This is a genomic window from Streptomyces sp. NPDC102270, assembly GCF_044766405.1.
Lineage (GTDB): Bacteria > Actinomycetota > Actinomycetes > Streptomycetales > Streptomycetaceae > Streptomyces.
This window is the reverse complement of the sequence record NZ_JBIWLX010000004.1, coordinates 437,685-455,996: the sequence shown is the minus strand read 5'-3', so window position 1 is coordinate 455,996 and position 18,312 is coordinate 437,685. Positions and strand designations below refer to the sequence as shown.

Genomic DNA, 18,312 nt, shown 5'->3' with positions numbered 1-18,312 from the left:
CCCTCGCCAACATTAAGGACACGCACTGCATGTTCAGCAGAAAATACTTTGCGGCCCTCCTCGGGCTCATCGGCGGGCTCGCCGCGGCATCCACCGGCATCGCCTATGCGCACGTTGCGGGGGGTGCGGCACCGTGCACTCACACCCTCCAGGGCGACGTCGTCTGTGTGCAGCACATCGAAGGCAAAACCCCCGGAGACGGTGGCACCATTCCTCATCAGGAGACCTGCCTGCCGGTGGAGTCCCTGACGCTGCCCGCCGCCACAGGCAATGGCACGACGCAACTCGGCCCCAAGGTGACCTGCTCGACTGCCACATCTGAGACACCTCAAATGATTGGCAGGCAGCGGGAACCGCTCGACCTCCGGCCCTGAGGAGCGCGATGGCTGAGGCCTCACCCTGGCCTCATTGGCTTTCGTCATCCAGGGCACCGGCGCGCCAGAACTCACAGATCCCTAATGACTACACAGAGTGTGCTTATGATTACCTTGAGTATTCACTCCAGGTGTACGCCTGGTCAGGAAAGGGTCATGCAATGCGTAAGTTTCAGCGTGGTGCGGTTGTAGCAGCGGCGATCATGGGGCTGTCCGCCCTCGGTGCCGGCATCAGCTTCGCCGACGGCAACGACGGCGCGCCTGTGCCGGTCAGCGCCGTTGCCAACTCGTCTGCCAACGCCGTGGCCGTCGGGGGTGGCTACTACTTCCAGCCGCAGGCTGCACCGCAGGAGCAGGCTCAGCCGGAGGCTGCACCGGAGGAGCAGGCTCAGCCGGAGGAGCAGGGCAGCAACGGCTAAGAGCAGGACTCGCCGCGGCCTCACTCGGCGTCGGGGATGCGTAACAAGCGGTGCGCTGAGTGACACCCGTGGTGCAGGTAGCCCGGACGCCGAGATCGCGTCCGGGCTACAGCCGTCCCGCCAGCGGGCAAGGGCTCATTTTCCTTGACAATCTTCCACTAAAGGAATGCAATACATGCTCTTTTCGCAGAAGACTGCGGCCGCCGCAGCATTCGTCGGAAGCCTCGCGGTCATTTGCCTCGGCGCTACACACGCCCATGCTGAAGAAAACGCGGATGGCTGCCCCACTACCGTGCAGGAGGGTGTCATGTGCGTACAGAAGGGAGAGACATACGTCGACGAGGACGGCACGCACATTGTCAAGCAGGACCAGCAATGCTCGACGACAGACCGGCCGCACGTAGTCACGCAGCAGGATCAACTGTTGGGGAGCGAAACTGTCAAGACGGGACCAGTTGTGGAGTGCTCCAACACGGCCAAGCTGCCTGAAGGATTCAAGAAGCCGCACATCAACTTTTGAGCGCGTATGGGAAATGCTGGTCCGGGAAGGGACCCCGGGCCAGCATTTCGTCTGAGCGTTCCATCCGGATCTGTGATGACCTGGACGTTCAGGCGGGATCAGCGTCCCGTCGACGACTCTTCGGGCGAGATGAGCCACCCACACCGGCGCCCTTCGCCGACTCGGAGTGATCACCTTGCCACCTGGCTCCAGGACCGCAAAGTCCTCCGTGCCAACCAGCTCGCGAGACTGCCCTGCTGGCCACCGAACGCCAGCACACCAGCCTGGCCGGCGAGACGCTCACTGCTGAACGGGTACGCGCGGTGGCGACGGAGGTGATCAGCCTCACCCAGCACGTCGCGGGCTCGGAGAGGCCAGCGAAGCCCGGTTTCGCGAGCACCACACCCTCACGTGATCACCAGCATGCCCGGCCAGCAACCCGCGGCTCAGGGAAGATCAGCGGCAACGCCGGGGCTTCAGTTGACACCTCCACCGCGGCTTGTGCTTCGACTGGCAGCACGAGGAATCGGTGGCCACCTACGGAACCAGCAAGGCTCCTGTGCCGGTGGGTTGAGACTTCGAACACTTACCCCAGCGGCACGGGAGCCTTCTGCGTTCTGGCACGGCGCCTGTCAGCGGCCGAACTTGTTGTTGCAGCCCATGGTTGAGCCCAATGATGTGCGCTGGGCGCCTGGGTTGCCCTCGCCGTTCAGCAGGTTGCCGCCCAGCCCGTTGCCGATGCCGACCTGACCGAGGATGTCGATGTTGCTGTCGTGCGACTGGCAGGTGCTGCTCTGCGTAATGTTCAGGCTGCCACTGTCGCCGCCCCAGCCCTGATCAGCATGGGCGACGCCGGCGCCCAGAAGGCCAAGGTTCCCGAGTACGGCCATCAGGAATGCGACCGTACGGAACTTGCGCATGTTGTCTCCAGAAGACGTGAGGTGAAGGGATCCGCGGAGGATCGCCTCGTGTGGACGGAGGGTGAAACGGCGCCGGAAGCGAGTACCTGGAAACGTCCAGCTCTCCGCTGCGCCGCGTCGGAAGTGACTTGGTGCACGTGAATGGCCCCGGCACGTTGCCTGGGGCCCAGTGCCGGGACCATTCACTGTTCGGCGTCTCTGCGCCGGAGGAGACTCAGAAGGCGCTGTTGTTGCAGCCCATGGTGGAGCCGATGTCGGTGGACTGGGCGCCCGGGTTGCCTTCGCCGTTGAGGGCGTTGCCCAGCAGGCCGTTCAGCACGCCGACCTGGCCGAGGATGTCGAGGTTCAGGTCGTGCGACTTGCAGTTGGAGCTCTGGGTGACGCTGAACTGGTCGCCGCCCTTGCCGTCCTCGCCGTGGCCTCCGGCGTAGGCCGTACCACCCATGAGCCCGATGCTGCCGATGGCAGCGGCCACGACCGCAACGTTGCGAAGCTTGCGCATTTCATCTCCGAGGGTGAGTCTTTGCGATCCACATAAGATCGCGATTACAGGACGTGACTATAGCGACAAAAGCCGCAAACTGGACAATGACACGCCGACCTGGTGCCGCCGAGAAAGTATGAAAGCCATATCGCGGAATCAGCTGAACCCTGTGGTCCGCGGTTGTGGGGCGACGTCGACGTGGCCGTCTGTCAGCGCTGCACGCTGGCGAAAGAGTTCGACTGGCTGTTGGCCTGGGTGCACTCAACGCCCCGGGTCTGGGACGCGGCAAGCAGGGCGACGGGGACGTTGGCGTCGAGCAGCGTCTGGGGGCTGCACTCCTGGTAGGGACGGAACAAGTTGGCCTGCCCCGCTGAAGCGCCCTGCTGCCTCTGCGGCGCTGCAGGAGAGATGTGCGGGCTGACCTGCGGGTTCACCTGCGGGTTCACCTGCGGGGAAACCTGAGTGCCACGGGAAGGTGCCGGTTGCTGCGGAGCCGGTGAGCCATAGGTCTGCGCGGTCGCCTGAGCGGAGGACGCAGAGGCAGCCTGGGCGTCGGGCTGGGAAACCGGGGGCGGCGCAGCGCCGTTGGGGGCGGAGGGGGTGGCGGCGGAGCTTGCGCCGGCGCCGATGCCGGACAGGCCGCTGGCTGCTGCGGCGACGAGCGCGACCTTGTGAAGCATGCGCATGTGTTCCTCGGCTCTTCAATTGACCTGTGTACGGAGCGAATGACCGACGGGGCAGCGCCGGTCCTTCGCTGTCCTTGCTGCCCTGTTCGGCTGCGATGGGCCATCCCTATCGCCCCGTGGGGAACGACCCAGGCTTCAACTCGACACGGTGGCCGGGGGGTTGGTCACCCGTTTGACGCAGGGCATGAGATCCGGGTCGGTGGACGGCAAATGGGTGATGAGTCATTGAGTGCCGTGACCCCGGGGCAGACACGTCGTTCCCCGGAGGAGAGGGCGGCTACCCATTTCAGCAAGGGCACAGGGCCTGCTGCCAACTCCGATACGAAGTCCGCGTGCTCCTCGAGATATCCGTAGCCTCCGGCGCGATGCGAGTAACGCACCAACTGCACGCGTGACCGCATTGAATGCAATTGACTCACATTTCAGGTAACGAAGGGCCGAGGGTTTCATGCGGAAGCTTCACAAGGCCGCGCTCATCGTCGCAGCAGCCAGTGGTTTGGCCGGCGTGGGCGCTGGTAACAGCTATGCCAACCCCTCGGAGGGGCAGCTCAATGCCACTCCGGCTTCGGTTCCGGATCAGCCAGCTGCTCCGGTCGGCGCTCCCGAACCGGCGCGACAGGCTGCTCCATCCGGGCCGCAGCAGTCCGGATTCGCCTCGGCCTCTGCCTCATCGCAAGGCACGGCCCAGGCCTCCAGTTCACCGAACCTGCAGCAGGCCGTGCCTGTCCAACAGGCCGCGCCCGTCCAGCAGGCCGTGCCTGTCCAGCAGGCCGCGCCCGTTCAGCAGGCCGTGCCTGTCCAGCAGGCCGCGCCCGTTCAGCAGGCCGTGCCCGTTCAGCAGGCCGTGCCCGTTCAGCAGGCCGCGCCCGTTCAGCAGGCCGTGCCCGTTCAGCAGGCCGCGCCCGTCCAGCCGGCGCAGGTCGTCCCGCAGGTCATGCCCCAGGTCATGCCGCAGGTGGCGCCGCAGTTGGCAGTACCCCAGGCATACTCCGAGCCTCCGATGGCCGTCGCTCCGCAGGTGAACCCGCAGCTCAACCCTCAAGTGAACCCGCTCGTCAACCCGACGATCACACCTGATAGCGCGCCCCAGCTGGCTCCGGTCGGCCTCGGGCAGATCGCGGCGCCTCCCCTCGGGCAAATGGGACTTCCTCGCCTCGGCTGATAGCTCGCCCTCTACGCACTCCGCACGCCTGAACTTGACATACCGGTTTTCGCATCCGCCCAAGGAGCTTCAAATGCGCAAGTTGCACAAGGTAGTTGTTCTGAGCGCCCTTCTCGGCAGTATCGGCTCCGTGGGTGCCAACTCTGCCTTCGCACACGGCGAACCGGGCCACGACACCGGCAGCGACTTCGACATCACGCAGGGCGTCGAGTGCCGTTCGCACGACATGAACATCGAGGTGCTCGGCAGCATCGGAGCCCTCACCGGCCTGGCCGGCAACTTGCTGAACGGCGAAGGGGCCGCGGGCGCACAGCAGAGCCACCTCGGTTCCGAAATGGGATGCAACAGCCGGGCGATCTGACCGAGTTGGGAGGCAGGGCTTTCATTCCGTCGGCGCGGTGCCCCTGCTGATCCGCGCCCAAGGCTTCTTGCCTGTGCACTTTTTCGCTTTAGCCGGCGCCACCCTGCATCGCTGCTGCGCGGAGGCGGCGTGGACGAATGATGCGTCCACGCCGCCTCCGTTTTCCGTGGGGCTCGCAGGTAACTGCCTTCGCCTCAGGCCGCCGCTCCCGCAGCGCGCGGCCTCCGCGACCCTGCGGGTATGGCTGGCGAGAATCCGGCGGGGGGTGGACTTGCTGGCCGCGTACGTGGCGCAGGACGGCACAGCGGGCGTGCGTTGCCTTGTGCATATGGGATCAACCGCATCGTCCGGGTGCGAAGTGCCGTGCAGATCAAATGCGTCAGGCCCCAGAAGGAAGTGCCTTGACCTCCTGGGGCCCCCGAAAAGGAACGCACCTATTTCAACGACTCTATGCTCGAGAGGTTATGGGCAGACCGGCTGCTCTCGCGCACTGCGACGATGTCGGGCTCAACACCGTTGCTTGCAAAACCAGTTTCCTAACGCTGCGCACGGCGGCCGACTGACAGCCTGACTGCGCGACACCAGACACGCCCAGCGGGGCTGTACCGGCCGTCCAAGTCAGTACCTTGGACGGAAGCGGCGGTACAAGATCGCACCCGCAAAGATGCACATGACGCCGCCGGCGAGGGCGGGAACAGTCACATCTGCTCCTGTGTGGGCCAGTGTGGACCTCGCCGTATCCGGGATGTTCCGAACGGCATGGTGCCCGGGGGCCGGCTGCGACGCCCGGGGGTTTGGGGCCGCAGTCTGACGCGGAATGTGGGGATGCGTGTGGTGGCCGTTGATCGACTGGTTGTTGAACGCCGGGTTCCCCACGCCGACCGCGTTGACGCTGTTCCCAGAAACGTTCAACGGAAGATCGATCGGCAGTTGCAAGCCGTTGCCTGAGATCAGCCCTGGCGAGTCCGTGACGCGGCCGTGCGTCGACGAGGTCTCACTTGACGAGTATGATCCACCGTCGGTTTCCGCACCGGCGGTCTTCGCAACCTCCCGGTTTTCGCACGCGTTGCCCATGGCCGGGTTGAGCAGCCCCACGACATCCACCGTGTTGCCGCAGAGGTTGAGCTCCAGAGACAACGGAACCTGGATGTTGTTCCCGGAGAGCACTCCGGGCGAACCGGCCGCCGTAGCCGCGGTGTCAGCACCGTCGGCCGCGAAGGCGGCAGACGCCGGAAGTGCCACGGCCATCGCGCCGGATGCGGCGGCAACGGCGAGCACGCGGTTTTGCATGGCCCGTCTCATAGATCCTTACCTTCCTTGCATCACTGCGGGTACTTACCCGCATGTCTGTAAACGCTGGAAAAGCAACGGGGTTATGGCGTGGCCCCTTCCAAGTCGCTGTACTGGGTTAAGGAGCCCCGTCAGCTGATCGATCATGTGACTGTCGGCCTGTGACTCGGTTTGCTCGACGACGAGCGAAGGTTCCCCTGGGGCGTTGGTGTTCCAGGCTTCCTTGCGGGAGTTCACGGCATGATCCTGAGCCGTACGGCCTCTTTGAAGGGTGGCCAGTCCCGGGCCATCAGGCCCCTCTCCGAGGGCCGCCGACCACCGAAGGGAAGAAGGTAGTCAGAGGCCTCCTGACTGCGGACGTGCCGTGCTGCCTCTTCAACGACATTGCCCGCTATCCGTCACGCCCCGTTCGCCGCCCCACGGGGGTTCCCCCAACCACCACGGGCGGCAAGGCGGTGAATAGCCGCTCGATAGGGAGCGATGGATGAGTCGTTTCACCACTCGACGTGTCACAATTCTGCTGGTTCGCGGGCGATATGGCACATGGCACTCGCACACGACTCCACGTTGATCAGATCTGTGCTTTTCCGACAAGGAGACGCCACTGTGCGAATTTCTGATATTCAGCGCTGCGAGGTTCGGCCCGGACAGCTTGTGGAGTGGAGGCTCAGCCCTGAAACCGTTGCGGCCGCGGCGGTACTGCCGACGGATCCTCGGCCCCCGGCGTACATCCAGGAATCACACATCAGAACCGCGCGGTCGGTGCGCGAGGGCGGCTTGTTCGTGCCGACCTGGCTCGGTACGGCTTTCGACCTAGCCGGCCAGGTGGACCTTGATGTGCTGGAACAGGCTCTGCGCGGCTGGACACTGCGCCACGAGACGCTGCGCAGTGGGTTCAGGTGGGTCGGCGACGAGATGCACCGGTTCACTCTCGACGAAGACGACGTCACACTCCAGCGCGAGGTGGTTGGTATCTTCGAGGATCCGGACCTGCTGGTCCGGCATTTGCAGGACCGTTTCGACGAGGCAGCAGACGCTCTCGGCTGGCCCAACCTCATCTACGCGGCGATCGTCCGGGAGGACTCCACCAGCGTGTACCTGGCATTCGATCACACTAATGTCGATGCCTACTCGCTGCAGCGTATCCCGAACGAGGTTCAGGAGCTGTACACAGCGCTTGTCGCAGGGCGGCCCTCTACCATGACGCAGGTCGCCAGCTACGTGGACTTTTGCGAGCAGGAGCGGGCGAACGCCAACACCATCGACGACACACACGCGATCGTCGCGCGCTGGCGGGAGTTCATCGGCCGGTGCGACGGAAGGCTTCCGGAGTTTCCTGTCGATCTCGGCCTGCAGCCCGGTGACCAGTTGCCGGTCCAAAAGTTGATGCGCGAGCCGCTCGTCGATGCGGACGCGGCCGCGGCGTTCGAGACGTATTGCCGACCTTACGGCGGCAGCCTGGTGGGTGTCCTGGCCGCGACCAGCCTCATCGTCCACGAACTTGGTGGGCAACCGGTCTACCGCACGGTCGTGCCGTTCCATACCCGCCTGAAGTCCGCATGGTCAGAGTCCGTGGGCTGGTATGTCGGTGGCGCGCCGATCGAAGTACCTGCAGCACAGGACTTCGACGCCGCTCTTGCCTCTGTCCGGGCGCAACTGCAGGCGAATCGGTCGTTGGCGCGCATTCCTCTGGCCCGGGTTCTGCACCTTCTGGGCGAGGACTTCCGCCCTACTTCACCTGATCTGTACTCAATCGTTTCATATGTGGATGCCCGCCTCATTCCCGGTTCGGCCTGCTGGACCGAACAGAAGGCGTATGGGTTGCTCCGTGTGTCGTATGGCGATCAGGTCTGCGCCTGGGTCAACCGGCTTCACGAGGGACTGTGGCTCGCATGTCGGTACCCGGATACAGACGTCGCTTGTAAGAACGTACGCCTCTATATTGAGAAGCTTCGAGAGCTGATCATGTCGGTTTGTCCTGCTCCCCTTCACTAGGACCTGTCTCCTTGATGGAGACACTGGCTGCCCGGGCGGCCCAAGTCCTTGGCAGGGCGGCAGATGAGGGACGGCAGCGGGTGGGCGATCTCCTGGTCGTGTCCCCCGTTGTGGTGTAGCCGATCACGGTCCGTCGCCTCCGCTTCGGAGCGTCCGGGTACGTGGCGCTGCGCGGCCTTTGTGCGATCACAGCTGGTCCCGGCTCGGCGAGCCTCAACAGGTCCTCTGGCGAGGGCGGTTCGGGCCGCGACCTGCGGATTCCGCCAGCTTGATCGGCTACACCACTCGGCGGGACGCCATCGATCTCCTTGGGCGGGCTTGGTCATATGGCCGACCTCGTCGGACACGCCCGCGGCCGTGCGTCGCTGGGTGTCGTGGGCCCATTTCCCGGCAGGAACAGCTCCCATTCCAACGGGCAGGAAGCACGATCGGTGGCCGCGTGCACGCTGACGGCGACCTGGCAGTTGGCCCGCTTGCCCAACGCTCCGCAGTACTGCCGGGCCACCCCCACCGATGCCCGCCCGCACTTGGGAAACGCGACGTCATCGATGACCCGAACCTCCGGCTGGACCACCTGGACCAGCCGCTCGGCGATCCGCCGCCGTTACCGGCGTCCACGGCGACTGGTTGACGAACTGCTGCACGGCCTGCATGTTCCCGTCCGGCAGCCGCTGGGCCATCGGCTGGATCGACTTGCGCCGCACCGAGGCGAACCTGACGAAGCACTACTAGGGCCGGCTCTACCGCGCCTGATGGCGAGCCCGGCTGCCTGATCCACAGTGACGGCGGCAGCCAGTACAGCCTCGGCCCAATTCTGCGGATAAAGCAGAGAGTTGGGGCTGCACAACAGCTGCGGATGCACCCGATGGTGCTGTGAAAATGCGGCTGCAGAAGGCGGGACCGGGCCACCGCCCACGCCGAGACCAGGCAGTTGCATCAAACATGCCCTCGCGGCATAACAGAGGAGAGGCCAAGATCTCGAGGAAGAGTCCTCAGGACTGCGTGACCGTTGGTGCGCCCGGATGCGGTGCCGGCGTGTTGTGATGCCAGGGCCGACAGTGCTTCCCCGGGCAGATGCCGTTGCGGTCCGTGTCAGTGATTTCCCGTACCGGGTCGCAGAGGGCGATGCTCTTGACCTGCCCTTTCAGGAACGGCCGTTGGCCGGCTTCACAGACAGGAGTTGTGCTCGGGCGCAAGTCTGAAGCCGCGGTCCGACGGGGCTTTACCGACGGGCGCCTCCCTGGGCTGCTGTCGATGCCGGCGCAGTGAGCGCCGGGGTGGCCTGGTCAGAGTGATTTGGCGTACCAATTGCTGGAAACACGCCAAGGACGCGAAGCTCGGCAGCGCAGCCGCCGCTCTGGCCATGAGGTCGCTGGGGGCCTGGGCGACACACATGGCCATGGCGATGGCGGAGAACACCAAGACCACAGACCAAGAGTGGAAAGATCGACGCTGGTGCAGTGCGTGTCGCAGGATGGACAGCGACGCCACCAGCCAGGGCCCGAAGACCAGCAGAGGCCAACAGGAGGCGACACTGCTCTCGGTACGGCCCGTCGCGATGAACATCAGCGGGTCGTAAGCGATCAACCCGCCGAACACGCTGACCGTCGACGCGATGACGGTCGCTGCTGCGGCAATGCAGTAACTGAGAGTGAGGAGCTTGTCTTGGCGTCGCTCCCGTGTTTTGCGATGGCCCCGGGTCGCGGCCTTCACGGGGCCCAACTCTGCGGTGATCTGGACCAGCGTCTCTCGGTGGGAGCTGGGAGTCGGGGGCTCCTCGCCGCGCGCGGCCTGCATTCTGGGCTGCTCGGCCTCGGCAGCATCCCGCAGCATATAGGCCAGTTCCTCTGCGGGATCCCAGCCTGACTCCTGCTGCATCAAAGGCGGATACAGAGTTCCAACGGGTTCCTGATATCCGCTGGCTCCCTCATAGCCGTAGGTAAATTCCGCGGAGAAACCCGGATAGGGGGTTGTTCTCTCGTCGTACATGGGGTGGCTGCCCGTCTCGTTGCACCAATACTCAGATCTCCAACTCCGTCCAGCGTCTTGAAAGACCCTCTTCCAGAACGTTCAAGGCGTGCATGAGATCCTGCAGGTCCTTCCCGGTCACATCCAGCGGGACGGACAGTCCTCCCTTCGCGAGAATCCCGTGCACGGTGTCGTCACGTCCGGGTTTCGGGATGTAAGTGAAGGGGCCCATTCGGGTGACTCGGTATCCTACTGCGGGCGTCCTCTTCGGGAGAGGTTTGATCATCAATTCCCTGATCGGCTTCGTCATATAGCGACTAACGGCGGCACCTCTTGGCGGATGCGGTCTGAACGGGTGAATGAATAGCCCGACAAACACGTTGTTGCAGGGACCGGACCGACCTACAGGCGATCGTATGAGACAGCGGAAGGTTTAAAATTCCACAGGCAGAGACGTGCCCCGCAGCCCCCGAGTGGCCTATGGCGGGCCAGATCGGGCCGGCTCAGGGGTCCTCACTCCACTGCTGTATGAAAATGCAGAGCGGGTGCGCTGATCTGCGGAAATGCTTACATGCACGGTTCGACTGTCAGCTTGGGATGCCGGAATCATTTTCGGAAATTGGTGATGTCGGCGACTGGGTACTCTATTCGGCGTAATCGAGTGGATGTATGTTGCGCCGCGGGCGGATAATATCCCCCAGTACGTCGATCATATGTTGATGTCGGCGCAGTCCCATTGCATCGTTACGATGCAGCCGCCGATAGGACAGGAATACTGAGCCGAAGGTGAATGCAGATGCACTCATGATAAGTGTCCATACCGCGCGTCCCGCATGCCGTCTCCGTCTTTCGGGAATTTGGCGCCGACACATTGCGGGCATGAATTCCGGCCTGAATGTACACTTCTGTGACTCGGTGTCCGTGCCAGGGCTGATTCACAGTGCTGGTGATCTTGCAGGGGCGCTGGTCGTGCGCACGAAGCGGGGTGCTGCGGGCCGTTACGAAGACAACGAGGCTCCGGTTGACGGGGTGACCTACGAAGTCGCCCTGCACCACTGGAGCCTCGATGTGCCGCCAGTCTGCCACCGTCTGTCTGACCAAGTCGCCTTCGCCGCGCCAGCGTGAACTGCCGGGTGTCGCTGAGCGGTTGGCGACGTTGCCGGACCCGCGCGACCGTCGTGGTCGACGGCACTCGCTGGTGTCGGTGCTGCTGACCGCGGTGCTGTCCGGGGCCCGCTCCTACCTGGCCATCGGCCAGTGGGCCCACAGTGCTCCGCAGGATGCCCTCGCCCGCCTGGGCGTCCGTCCCCGCGGCCCGCTCGGCCTGCGGAGTGCTCCTGCCACCTCCACGATCCGCCGCGTGCTCACTTCGGTGTGCCCCGGTGGGCTGGCCGACCTGCTCGGCGCCGCCACGGCCGGCGCCGGGCAGGTGGCCGTGGACGGCAAGAGCGCCCGCGGCTCACGCACCGGCACCGACGACGCCGTTCACCTGCTGTGGGCCGTTACCGGCTCCGGACGCGTCATCTCCCAGCTTCCGGTGCCCGGCAAGACCACCGAGGTCACCGCCCTGCCGGCGCTGCTGGCACCCTTCGACCTCACCGGCGTGACGGTCACCGCCGACGCACTGCACACCTGGCTACGACAAGCCTCCTACCACCCCTTCACACACCCACTCGACCTGCTCGGACTCACCTGACCTGCACCAACACATGATCACCAGGAATTCGAATCAGCCCTGGGCCCCCGGGATGTCCGCACGCCCCGGATGTGCCGCCACGGGAGGTGGCGGCACATCCGGCAGGCGGGCGGCCGGCTCAGGCCGGTGTCAGCTGCCATTGCTGGTTGGCGCCGTTGTTGGCGCTCCACTGCACGACGGCGGCTCCGTCGCTGGTCGACTGGCCGCTCACGTCAGCCACCAGGCCGCTGTCATGGCTGACGATGGTGTAGTACCCGTCGCCGGTGGGCCGTAGGTACCACTGCTGGTTGGTACCGCCGTTGGCGGTCCACTGCTGGAGCTGGAGGCCGGCGGTGGCGGAACCGCCGTTGACGTCGAGCACCTTGCCGGTGGGGTTGTAGCGCAGGGTGTAGGCGCTGCCCGAGGTGCTGAGGGTCCAGGTCCCGCCGCCGGTCTGCTGGACGGCCTTGGCGCCGTCGGCGGTGGAGTTGCCGGCGATGGCCAGCGGCTTGCCGCTGTTGCGGTTGACGATGCGGTACGTGCCCGGTGTGGGACCGGTGCTCCCGCCGCCGTTCAACGTGAAGTACTCGACCGCGTCGCTGAACACGGTCGTCCCGGCTTTGCTGGTGGACAGGACGAGGTAGACCCGAGAGCCGCTGGACGGCGCGGTGAACGACACGGTCTGCGTCGTCTTCGAACCGAGCGGGACGGTGAGGGTCTTGCTGTCGGAGGCGATCACCGGGCCGGTGGCGCTGTCGAGGTGGGCGCTCCAGGCGAAGTCCACGGCGGTGTTGGCGAAGTCGTCGTTGAAGACCGTGATGGTGCGGTTCACGGTGCTGTTGGCGGCGTAGCTGGGGACCGCCTGCGGGAGCGGGAAGGTGCCGTTGGAGTCCGACACACCGGAGGCCGACCAATAGGGCAGGTCGATCGCGGCGACCGGGTCGAACGCGGCCTGGATGCGCTGGAACTGCGGATTGCTCCACGGGTCGGAGAGGTTGTCGGCGCCGTAGACGGGATGGCCGCCCTCTTCGGGGGTGAAGTCGGTGGTGCGCACGCCAGGTATGACGCCCGCCCAGGCGGACAGCAGGGTGTAGGGGCGCAAGTCGCTGGCGTCCTTGGCGCGCTTGGCCACCATCGTGGTGGCGAACCACTCGAAGCCCTGCTTGGTGTTGCACTTGGGCCAGATGTACTCGCCCTCGCCGTCGGGCCGGCCGGCCACCGACACGACCTTCTCGCCGTATTGGCCGAATCCGTCCAAGTAGTGCCCGAAGACATCGAAGTTGGAGTACGTCATGGTGGGGTAGGGGTTGGCCGGGGCGCCGACCCACGCGTCGACGCTGACCGGCCGGGTGCCGTCGTTGCCGTTCATCGCCGCGTACAGGTCCTTCTCGAACTGCTCCGAGTCGTCACCGCTGCTGCCGGGCTCGTTGCTCTGGCTCCAGCGGATCACGGCCGGGTGGTTACGGTCGCGCAGGGTCAGCGCGCGGGCGTGGTCGACCATGTTGTCGTGCCCGGCGACGAAGTCCTGAAGGCTGTTGGAGCCACGGATGCCGGTCTCGTCGATGATCATCAGGCCCATCTCGTCGGCCACGTCGAGCATGTAGGGGCTGGCCGGCTCCTGATGAATGCGGACCACGTTGTAGTTCAGCCGCTGGTAGTTGTCGACCGCCTGCGGCCAGCCGCCGTTGCCCGAGGAGGGCGCCAGGAAGCCGGGCAGGGTGTCGTAGGCGTCACTCTTCCCACCGTAGTTGACCCGGTCGTAGTCGGCGCCCTGAAGGTTGTCGCCGCGGAAGTTCACCCGCACGCCGTTGAGGTAGTAGTACTCGCCGTTCTGGCTGCTCTCCCGGAATCCGAAACGGTAGGTCGCGTCGCTGGTGTGTCCGTCGTCGGTCGCCGCGTGGACGGTCAGGCGGTGCAGTTGGGCGCGATACCCCTGCCGGTAGGGGACGTTGGGCCACCAGTACGAGGAGGAGCCCAGGTTCCACGCCACCGGCCCGACCGTCACCTTGGCCGTCGAATGGGCGGCCACGCTGACCGTGCTGCTCGGCAGGGACGGGTAGGTGAACGACGTGCCGTTGTCCGAGGCGAGCGAGCCGGTCAGCGTCACCGACCGGGCACTGGCCGAGGTGTTCGTCACGGAGACGTCGTAGGTGAGGGTCTTGTTCGCCACCGACGTGCGGACGAACGTGTCGCTGACGTACACCGCCGGATACACGCGCAGGAACGCCGAACGGAAGATCCCCTGCGGTACGGCCTCGGCCCAGTCGGCCGCGTCGGGCACCAGATACCTGCCGTTCGCGGGGTTCTTCAGGGCGCCCCTGCCCTTCACGTCGACCGTGACGGTGTGCGTGGTACCCGGTGCCGCGTACGCGCTGATGTCGAATTTCGACGGCGTGAAGGCGGTGGTCTTGGTCGCCACCGTCCTCCCGTCGACCGACAGGGTCGCCTGGTGGTTCACCGCGCCGAACTCGATCCATGTCGACTGCGGCTGCCCGGAGTCCGGCACGGTGATCGCGCGGGAGTACACCGCCTCGTTCACATCGGTTAAGCCCTGCTTGTACCAACCGCCTCCCGGCACCGTGATCGACGTCGCCGACCGGCCCACCGGGGTGAACCCCCACGTGCCGGCCAGATCGACCGACGCGATCGCGGCGTTGCCCGCGGTGACGCCATCGGGGGCGGAGGCCGGCGAGGCAGCGGCCGGCGTGGCCCGAGGGGCGGTCGCCGTGGCCGGCTGTGTTCCCACAGCTCCGGTCAGCAGCGCCACGACGGCCACGGACCAAAGGGCCAGGCGTCGACGGCGCGGCGGCTGTACGTGTTGTCGCTTCACACGATCCTCCTTGTAAACGACCAGGCACGGGCAGGTGGCGAACCGGTCGGGGCGGCGCTGAAGCCGTAAGGCGGTGGGCGACCCTCCGGGTTGGCCTTGTCCCACCACAACTCGCCGACAACCAGGGGGAAGGGGGCCGCCCGGACCGCCCGACCCCTCGGCGCGCCTGACAGACACCCACCGCGTTAGCGCTCACATATACGGATCGGTCGGAGATATGGCGTCACTGGAGGGACAGATATTTCAGATACAAGAACGTGCAACTGCGCCCCTGGCGTGTCAAGCCTCACGACACGAACCGATTCACCCGGTCATCGGTGCGACCTCCCGTCCCAACCCTTGCCCTGGGCGCCCCTGTGCTTCGGCGCCAGAAGCCGAGGTCCCCGCGCGGACGGCTGGCGCGCGGGGACAGCGCCGGAACAGGCTCGTATCGCACACCCCTTGAGGTGGCGTCGACAGATGTGTCAGTCTCATTTCGACCCTTCGACCGGGGCCGTGCCCCCGCTGACCGACTGCGCACACCTGGACCCCTCACACTGAATGTGAGCGCTCACCCCTCCTGGGCGACGCGCGCTCTGAAGTTGCAGCGCCCCGCGCCGGCCTTCCCACCAGGCATCCCCGCAGCATCTCGGACAACTCGCCCGCGGCCACTGGGGCATCGAGTCGATCCACCACGTGAGGGACACGACCTTCGCCGAGGACGCCTCCCAGATCCGCACCGGGCACGGCCCGGCGAACATGGCCACACTGCGCAACCTCGCAGTCAACACACTCCGCGACGCCGGCCACCGCAGCATCGCCGCCGGGCTACGACAAGCCTCCTACCACCCCTTCACACACCCACTCGACCTGCTCGGACTCACCTGACCTGCACCAACACATGATCACCAGGACTTTGAATCAGCCCTGGGGCTACCACAACGACAAGATGACCCAGGACGCCTGGTTCCTGCGCGGCGGCTCCACCGTCAAGCCCGGCAAGGCCACGGTCATCAACGGCTCACAGCCCGACTACGACCCGACCGGTGTCGTCGCCGACTTCGACAAGGACGGCTACGGCGACCTCGCGGTCAGCGACGTCCCGTACGGCGGTGGCGCCGGTTCCGTGGTCGTCTGGCGCGGCGGCAGCACCGGCCCGACCACGAAGTACCGGCTCTCCGCGGGTGACACCGACGGCGACGGCTACCCGGACCTCGCGGTCAGCGTGCCCGAGGAGAAGGTCGGCGCCGTGAAGTACGCGGGCGGCGTCCACGTGCTGCGCGGCGGCAGGTCCGGCCTCACCGGCACGAAGTCCCAGTGGTTCAGCCGGGCGACGGCGGGCGTCCCCGGCAGTCCCGCCCAGTACGAGATGTTCGGCCTCTTCGTCCGCCTGCGCGACATGGACCGCGACGGGGACAAGGACCTGCTGGTGTCGAGCACGTACTACAGCCCGAGCCTGATGCTCCCCGGCACGGAGTCCGGCATCGGGACGGCAGGGGCTCGCGAGCTCAACGTGATCGCGCAGTTGCCGCAGTAGGGGAGAGAAAGGCCGACCAGGCCGTGGGGGAGAGGGTGAGGTGAGGGCCGGTGGGGTTCTTGGAGTCGCGGAGGTGGATGGTGTGGGGGGTTACGGCGACTTCCAGGCACTGGCCGCCCTCGCCGTCGCTGTAGCTCGACTTGAACCAGTTCAGCTTCTCTATGGTCATCGCTCTTCCAGCATCTTCTCGATCAAGTCCAGGGACTCGTACGGGTTGAGGGCCTGAGCACGGATGATCCCATAGCGGGCGGCGAGGATGCGTACCTCTTCCCGGCCGGTGATCAAGCGTGGGTAGCCCTGGATTTCCATGTACGCCACCTGCTCCTTTCCCTTGGGGGTGAGCATCGTGAACGAGCCGCCCAGGCTCGGGTGTTCGTCCCGCCCCGTCGGCATCACCTGAAGCTGCACATTCCGCATCCGCCCGATGTGCAGCAGCCGCCGAAGCTGACCGGCGTGCACGGCGGGGCCGCCGATCGGCCGTTCCAGTACAGCCTGTTCGAGGACGAAGCTGCATTCCGGCGGCGGCCACTTCTCGAAGAGCTGCTGACGGGAGAGCCGGTCGGCGACACGCTTCTCGATGGTCTCCTCGTCCAGCGGCGGGTGCCGTTGCGTGAACACGGCCCGGGCGTAGTCCTCCGTCTGGAGCAGGCCCAGCACACCCATCGTGCTGTAGTCGTACAGGGAGACCGCCTCGGCCTCCAGCCCGGCATAGTTCCGGTACCACTCCGGATGCCGCGTCCGAGTCTTCGCCATCGCCTCCTCGACCTCGGGAAGGACCTCCTTCAACAGGCCCCCGGCGTCAAGGAGTTCGTCCGCCTTGATCAGGACCTCCGGCCGAAGTGTCCGCACCCCCCTCTCCATGGAGGAGACCGCGTCGGGGCCGTATCCCACCAGCTCCCCGAACTCCTTCTGCGTCAGCCCCTTCCGCTCCCGCAAGAGCTTCACCATCTTGCCCAGCGCGACGAACAGCCCCGCCGTACCGTCCGCCTCCGCAGGCGTCTCCGGCCTCCGCTCACCCACACGCCTCACCCCTCCCACGCGACAACCCGTACACCGAACCGACCGCACCCGTACAGCTACTCAGCGTCGCCGAGTCGCACCTGGTCAGCGTAGAGACAACCCAGCACGCTCAGTCACGTGAACGCCGAAATCTCCACCCCCACCGACGAACTGACCCAGCGTCTGAGCGCCACCCCGCGAGGCGCCCGCCTGGCCCGCAGACTCACGGCCACCCAGCTCGCGGAATGGGGCCACGCCCACGACACCGACGTGAACGACACCGCGCAGCACCTCGTCGCCGAGCTCGCCGCCAACGCGGTGACCCACGGCCGCGTACCCGGAAGGGACTTCGAGCTGCGCCTCCTCCGGCTCCCGGGGAACACGCTCCGTGTCGAGGTGAGCGACGCGCGAGGCGATCGCCGGCTCCGGTTCGTCAACGACGAGGACGGCGAACACGGCCGGGGCCTGATCCTCGTCACTCTCCTCGCCGACACCTGGGGCGTCACGGAGCGGGACGTCGGCAAGACGGTGTGGGCCGAGATCGGACTCGGGTGATGACGCCGACGATCGGCTCCACAGGCGCGCTTCGCCCGGGGGCTTGGGACACAGCGTGAGCGGTGGGATGCGGGGAAAGGAATGGAAAGCCGACAGCGATGGGGAGATCTATGCGTGAGCGGCGGCTTCACGGATGTTTCGGAACGGTGATGGGGCTTGCGCTCGCGGTACTCACTGCCATGCTTCTCGGCAGAGCGCTGAGCGCCTGCGACGCCGGCGTCAACGGCGCGGCGAACGGTACCTTTCTCGTCGTTCTCTTCATCCCGTCCCTCTGGGGCCTTCTGACCCTGAGTTGGGTGATGGTGGGAGTTGTCCTGGGGAGACTGGCCCTCCTCCATGCACTCGCCCTCACGGTGGTGCTCCCCGCTCTGTGCTGGTGTGCCGTCTCCTTCTTCTGGAGCGGCGCCACCTACGAATGCCCCAGCGGCGTACCACCGTGGTGGCCCGGCTTCCTCCCCGCTCCCGGATTCTGAGCGGAGGGCCTGTACCCCCCGCTCGGCGGGACGCCCTCGCCGTCCTCCACACCTCTTGACTTCTCAAGACCCCCGCGCGACGTTCCGGACCTCTTCGTCCATACCA

Annotated in this window: 20 protein-coding genes and 1 pseudogene; 10 read left to right on the top strand and 11 right to left on the bottom strand. The window is 65.9% G+C overall.

Going from position 1 to position 18,312, the window contains the following annotated elements:
• Positions 1 to 29: 29 nt before the first annotated feature.
• The 3 genes from ACIRP7_RS09940 to ACIRP7_RS09930 all read left to right on the top strand — a co-directional run bounded on the left by ACIRP7_RS09940 (position 30) and on the right by ACIRP7_RS09930 (position 1,313).
• Positions 30 to 374: a hypothetical protein gene (locus tag ACIRP7_RS09940; protein ID WP_403655821.1), complete on the top strand. Its 345-nt coding sequence runs from the start codon at positions 30 to 32 to the stop codon at positions 372 to 374.
• A 161-nt stretch (positions 375 to 535) separates the two neighbouring features.
• Positions 536 to 793: a hypothetical protein gene (locus ACIRP7_RS09935; protein ID WP_403655819.1), complete on the top strand. Its 258-nt coding sequence runs from the start codon at positions 536 to 538 to the stop codon at positions 791 to 793.
• A 175-nt stretch (positions 794 to 968) separates the two neighbouring features.
• Positions 969 to 1,313, top strand: a complete 345-nt coding sequence (locus tag ACIRP7_RS09930; protein WP_403655817.1) for a hypothetical protein — start codon at positions 969 to 971, stop codon at positions 1,311 to 1,313.
• A gap of 611 nt (positions 1,314 to 1,924) precedes the next feature.
• Here ACIRP7_RS09930 and ACIRP7_RS09925 read toward each other — a convergent pair.
• From ACIRP7_RS09925 to ACIRP7_RS09910, 4 genes are all read right to left on the bottom strand, one after another.
• Positions 1,925 to 2,212, bottom strand: coding sequence for a hypothetical protein (locus ACIRP7_RS09925; protein ID WP_403655815.1), 288 nt, complete (start codon positions 2,210 to 2,212; stop codon positions 1,925 to 1,927).
• A 214-nt stretch (positions 2,213 to 2,426) separates the two neighbouring features.
• Positions 2,427 to 2,714, bottom strand: coding sequence for a hypothetical protein (locus ACIRP7_RS09920; protein WP_403655813.1), 288 nt, complete (start codon positions 2,712 to 2,714; stop codon positions 2,427 to 2,429).
• Positions 2,715 to 2,905: 191 nt separating this feature from the next.
• Positions 2,906 to 3,376, bottom strand: a complete 471-nt coding sequence (locus ACIRP7_RS09915) for a hypothetical protein (RefSeq protein WP_403655811.1) — start codon at positions 3,374 to 3,376, stop codon at positions 2,906 to 2,908.
• Between the two features lie 703 nt (positions 3,377 to 4,079).
• Positions 4,080 to 4,424 (bottom strand): hypothetical protein, encoded by a 345-nt coding sequence (locus ACIRP7_RS09910; RefSeq protein ID WP_403655809.1) that lies wholly within the window; start codon positions 4,422 to 4,424, stop codon positions 4,080 to 4,082.
• A 193-nt stretch (positions 4,425 to 4,617) separates the two neighbouring features.
• Here ACIRP7_RS09910 and ACIRP7_RS09905 point away from each other — a divergent pair, with 193 nt between their 5' ends.
• Entirely contained in the window at positions 4,618 to 4,905 is a 288-nt protein-coding gene (locus ACIRP7_RS09905) for a hypothetical protein (protein WP_403655807.1), read from the top strand.
• Positions 4,906 to 5,523: 618 nt separating this feature from the next.
• On the opposite strand, the gene ACIRP7_RS09900 is transcribed toward ACIRP7_RS09905, so the two are convergent.
• The gene (locus ACIRP7_RS09900; protein WP_403655805.1) at positions 5,524 to 6,195 is read right to left on the bottom strand and encodes a chaplin; all 672 of its coding nucleotides are present in this window, start codon (positions 6,193 to 6,195) and stop codon (positions 5,524 to 5,526) included.
• Between the two features lie 606 nt (positions 6,196 to 6,801).
• Here ACIRP7_RS09900 and ACIRP7_RS09895 point away from each other — a divergent pair.
• The gene (locus tag ACIRP7_RS09895) at positions 6,802 to 8,190 is read left to right on the top strand and encodes a condensation domain-containing protein (RefSeq protein ID WP_403655803.1); all 1,389 of its coding nucleotides are present in this window, start codon (positions 6,802 to 6,804) and stop codon (positions 8,188 to 8,190) included.
• 317 nt (positions 8,191 to 8,507) lie between these two features.
• On the opposite strand, the pseudogene ACIRP7_RS09890 reads toward ACIRP7_RS09895, so the two are convergent.
• The 3 genes and pseudogenes from ACIRP7_RS09890 to ACIRP7_RS09880 form a co-directional block, all read right to left on the bottom strand.
• Positions 8,508 to 8,915: pseudogene (locus ACIRP7_RS09890) on the bottom strand (transposase); the annotation flags it as partial.
• A gap of 442 nt (positions 8,916 to 9,357) precedes the next feature.
• Positions 9,358 to 10,179, bottom strand: coding sequence for a DUF2637 domain-containing protein (locus ACIRP7_RS09885; RefSeq protein WP_403655801.1), 822 nt, complete (start codon positions 10,177 to 10,179; stop codon positions 9,358 to 9,360).
• Positions 10,180 to 10,210: 31 nt separating this feature from the next.
• The gene (locus tag ACIRP7_RS09880; protein ID WP_403655799.1) at positions 10,211 to 10,468 is read right to left on the bottom strand and encodes a hypothetical protein; all 258 of its coding nucleotides are present in this window, start codon (positions 10,466 to 10,468) and stop codon (positions 10,211 to 10,213) included.
• A 756-nt stretch (positions 10,469 to 11,224) separates the two neighbouring features.
• Between ACIRP7_RS09880 and ACIRP7_RS09875 the strand changes: the two genes are divergently transcribed.
• Positions 11,225 to 11,854, top strand: coding sequence for a transposase family protein (locus ACIRP7_RS09875; protein ID WP_403655797.1), 630 nt, complete (start codon positions 11,225 to 11,227; stop codon positions 11,852 to 11,854).
• Between the two features lie 118 nt (positions 11,855 to 11,972).
• Here ACIRP7_RS09875 and ACIRP7_RS09870 read toward each other — a convergent pair whose 3' ends face one another.
• Entirely contained in the window at positions 11,973 to 14,663 is a 2,691-nt protein-coding gene (locus ACIRP7_RS09870; RefSeq protein ID WP_403655795.1) for an RICIN domain-containing protein, read from the bottom strand.
• 675 nt (positions 14,664 to 15,338) lie between these two features.
• On the opposite strand from ACIRP7_RS09870, the gene ACIRP7_RS09865 reads away from it, so the two are divergent.
• Complete coding sequence (locus ACIRP7_RS09865; protein WP_403655793.1) at positions 15,339 to 15,530, top strand: hypothetical protein; 192 nt, start codon at positions 15,339 to 15,341, stop codon at positions 15,528 to 15,530.
• A 13-nt stretch (positions 15,531 to 15,543) separates the two neighbouring features.
• Entirely contained in the window at positions 15,544 to 16,179 is a 636-nt protein-coding gene (locus ACIRP7_RS09860) for an FG-GAP and VCBS repeat-containing protein (protein WP_403655791.1), read from the top strand.
• On the opposite strand, the gene ACIRP7_RS09855 is transcribed toward ACIRP7_RS09860, so the two are convergent.
• Both ACIRP7_RS09855 and ACIRP7_RS09850 read right to left on the bottom strand, forming a co-directional pair.
• Positions 16,151 to 16,348: a DUF397 domain-containing protein gene (locus ACIRP7_RS09855; RefSeq protein ID WP_403655789.1), complete on the bottom strand. Its 198-nt coding sequence runs from the start codon at positions 16,346 to 16,348 to the stop codon at positions 16,151 to 16,153. The two genes, ACIRP7_RS09860 and ACIRP7_RS09855, sit on opposite strands and share 29 nt — an antisense overlap.
• A complete protein-coding gene (locus tag ACIRP7_RS09850) occupies positions 16,345 to 17,199 on the bottom strand; it encodes a helix-turn-helix domain-containing protein (protein WP_403655787.1) in 855 nt (284 codons plus the stop codon). Before ACIRP7_RS09850 ends, ACIRP7_RS09855 begins: the two co-directional genes overlap by 4 nt.
• 117 nt (positions 17,200 to 17,316) lie before the next feature.
• Here ACIRP7_RS09850 and ACIRP7_RS09845 point away from each other — a divergent pair, with 117 nt between their 5' ends.
• Both ACIRP7_RS09845 and ACIRP7_RS09840 read left to right on the top strand, forming a co-directional pair.
• A complete protein-coding gene (locus ACIRP7_RS09845; RefSeq protein ID WP_403655785.1) occupies positions 17,317 to 17,733 on the top strand; it encodes an ATP-binding protein in 417 nt (138 codons plus the stop codon).
• A gap of 179 nt (positions 17,734 to 17,912) precedes the next feature.
• Complete coding sequence (locus ACIRP7_RS09840; RefSeq protein ID WP_403655783.1) at positions 17,913 to 18,206, top strand: hypothetical protein; 294 nt, start codon at positions 17,913 to 17,915, stop codon at positions 18,204 to 18,206.
• The last annotated feature ends 106 nt before the right edge of the window (positions 18,207 to 18,312 follow it).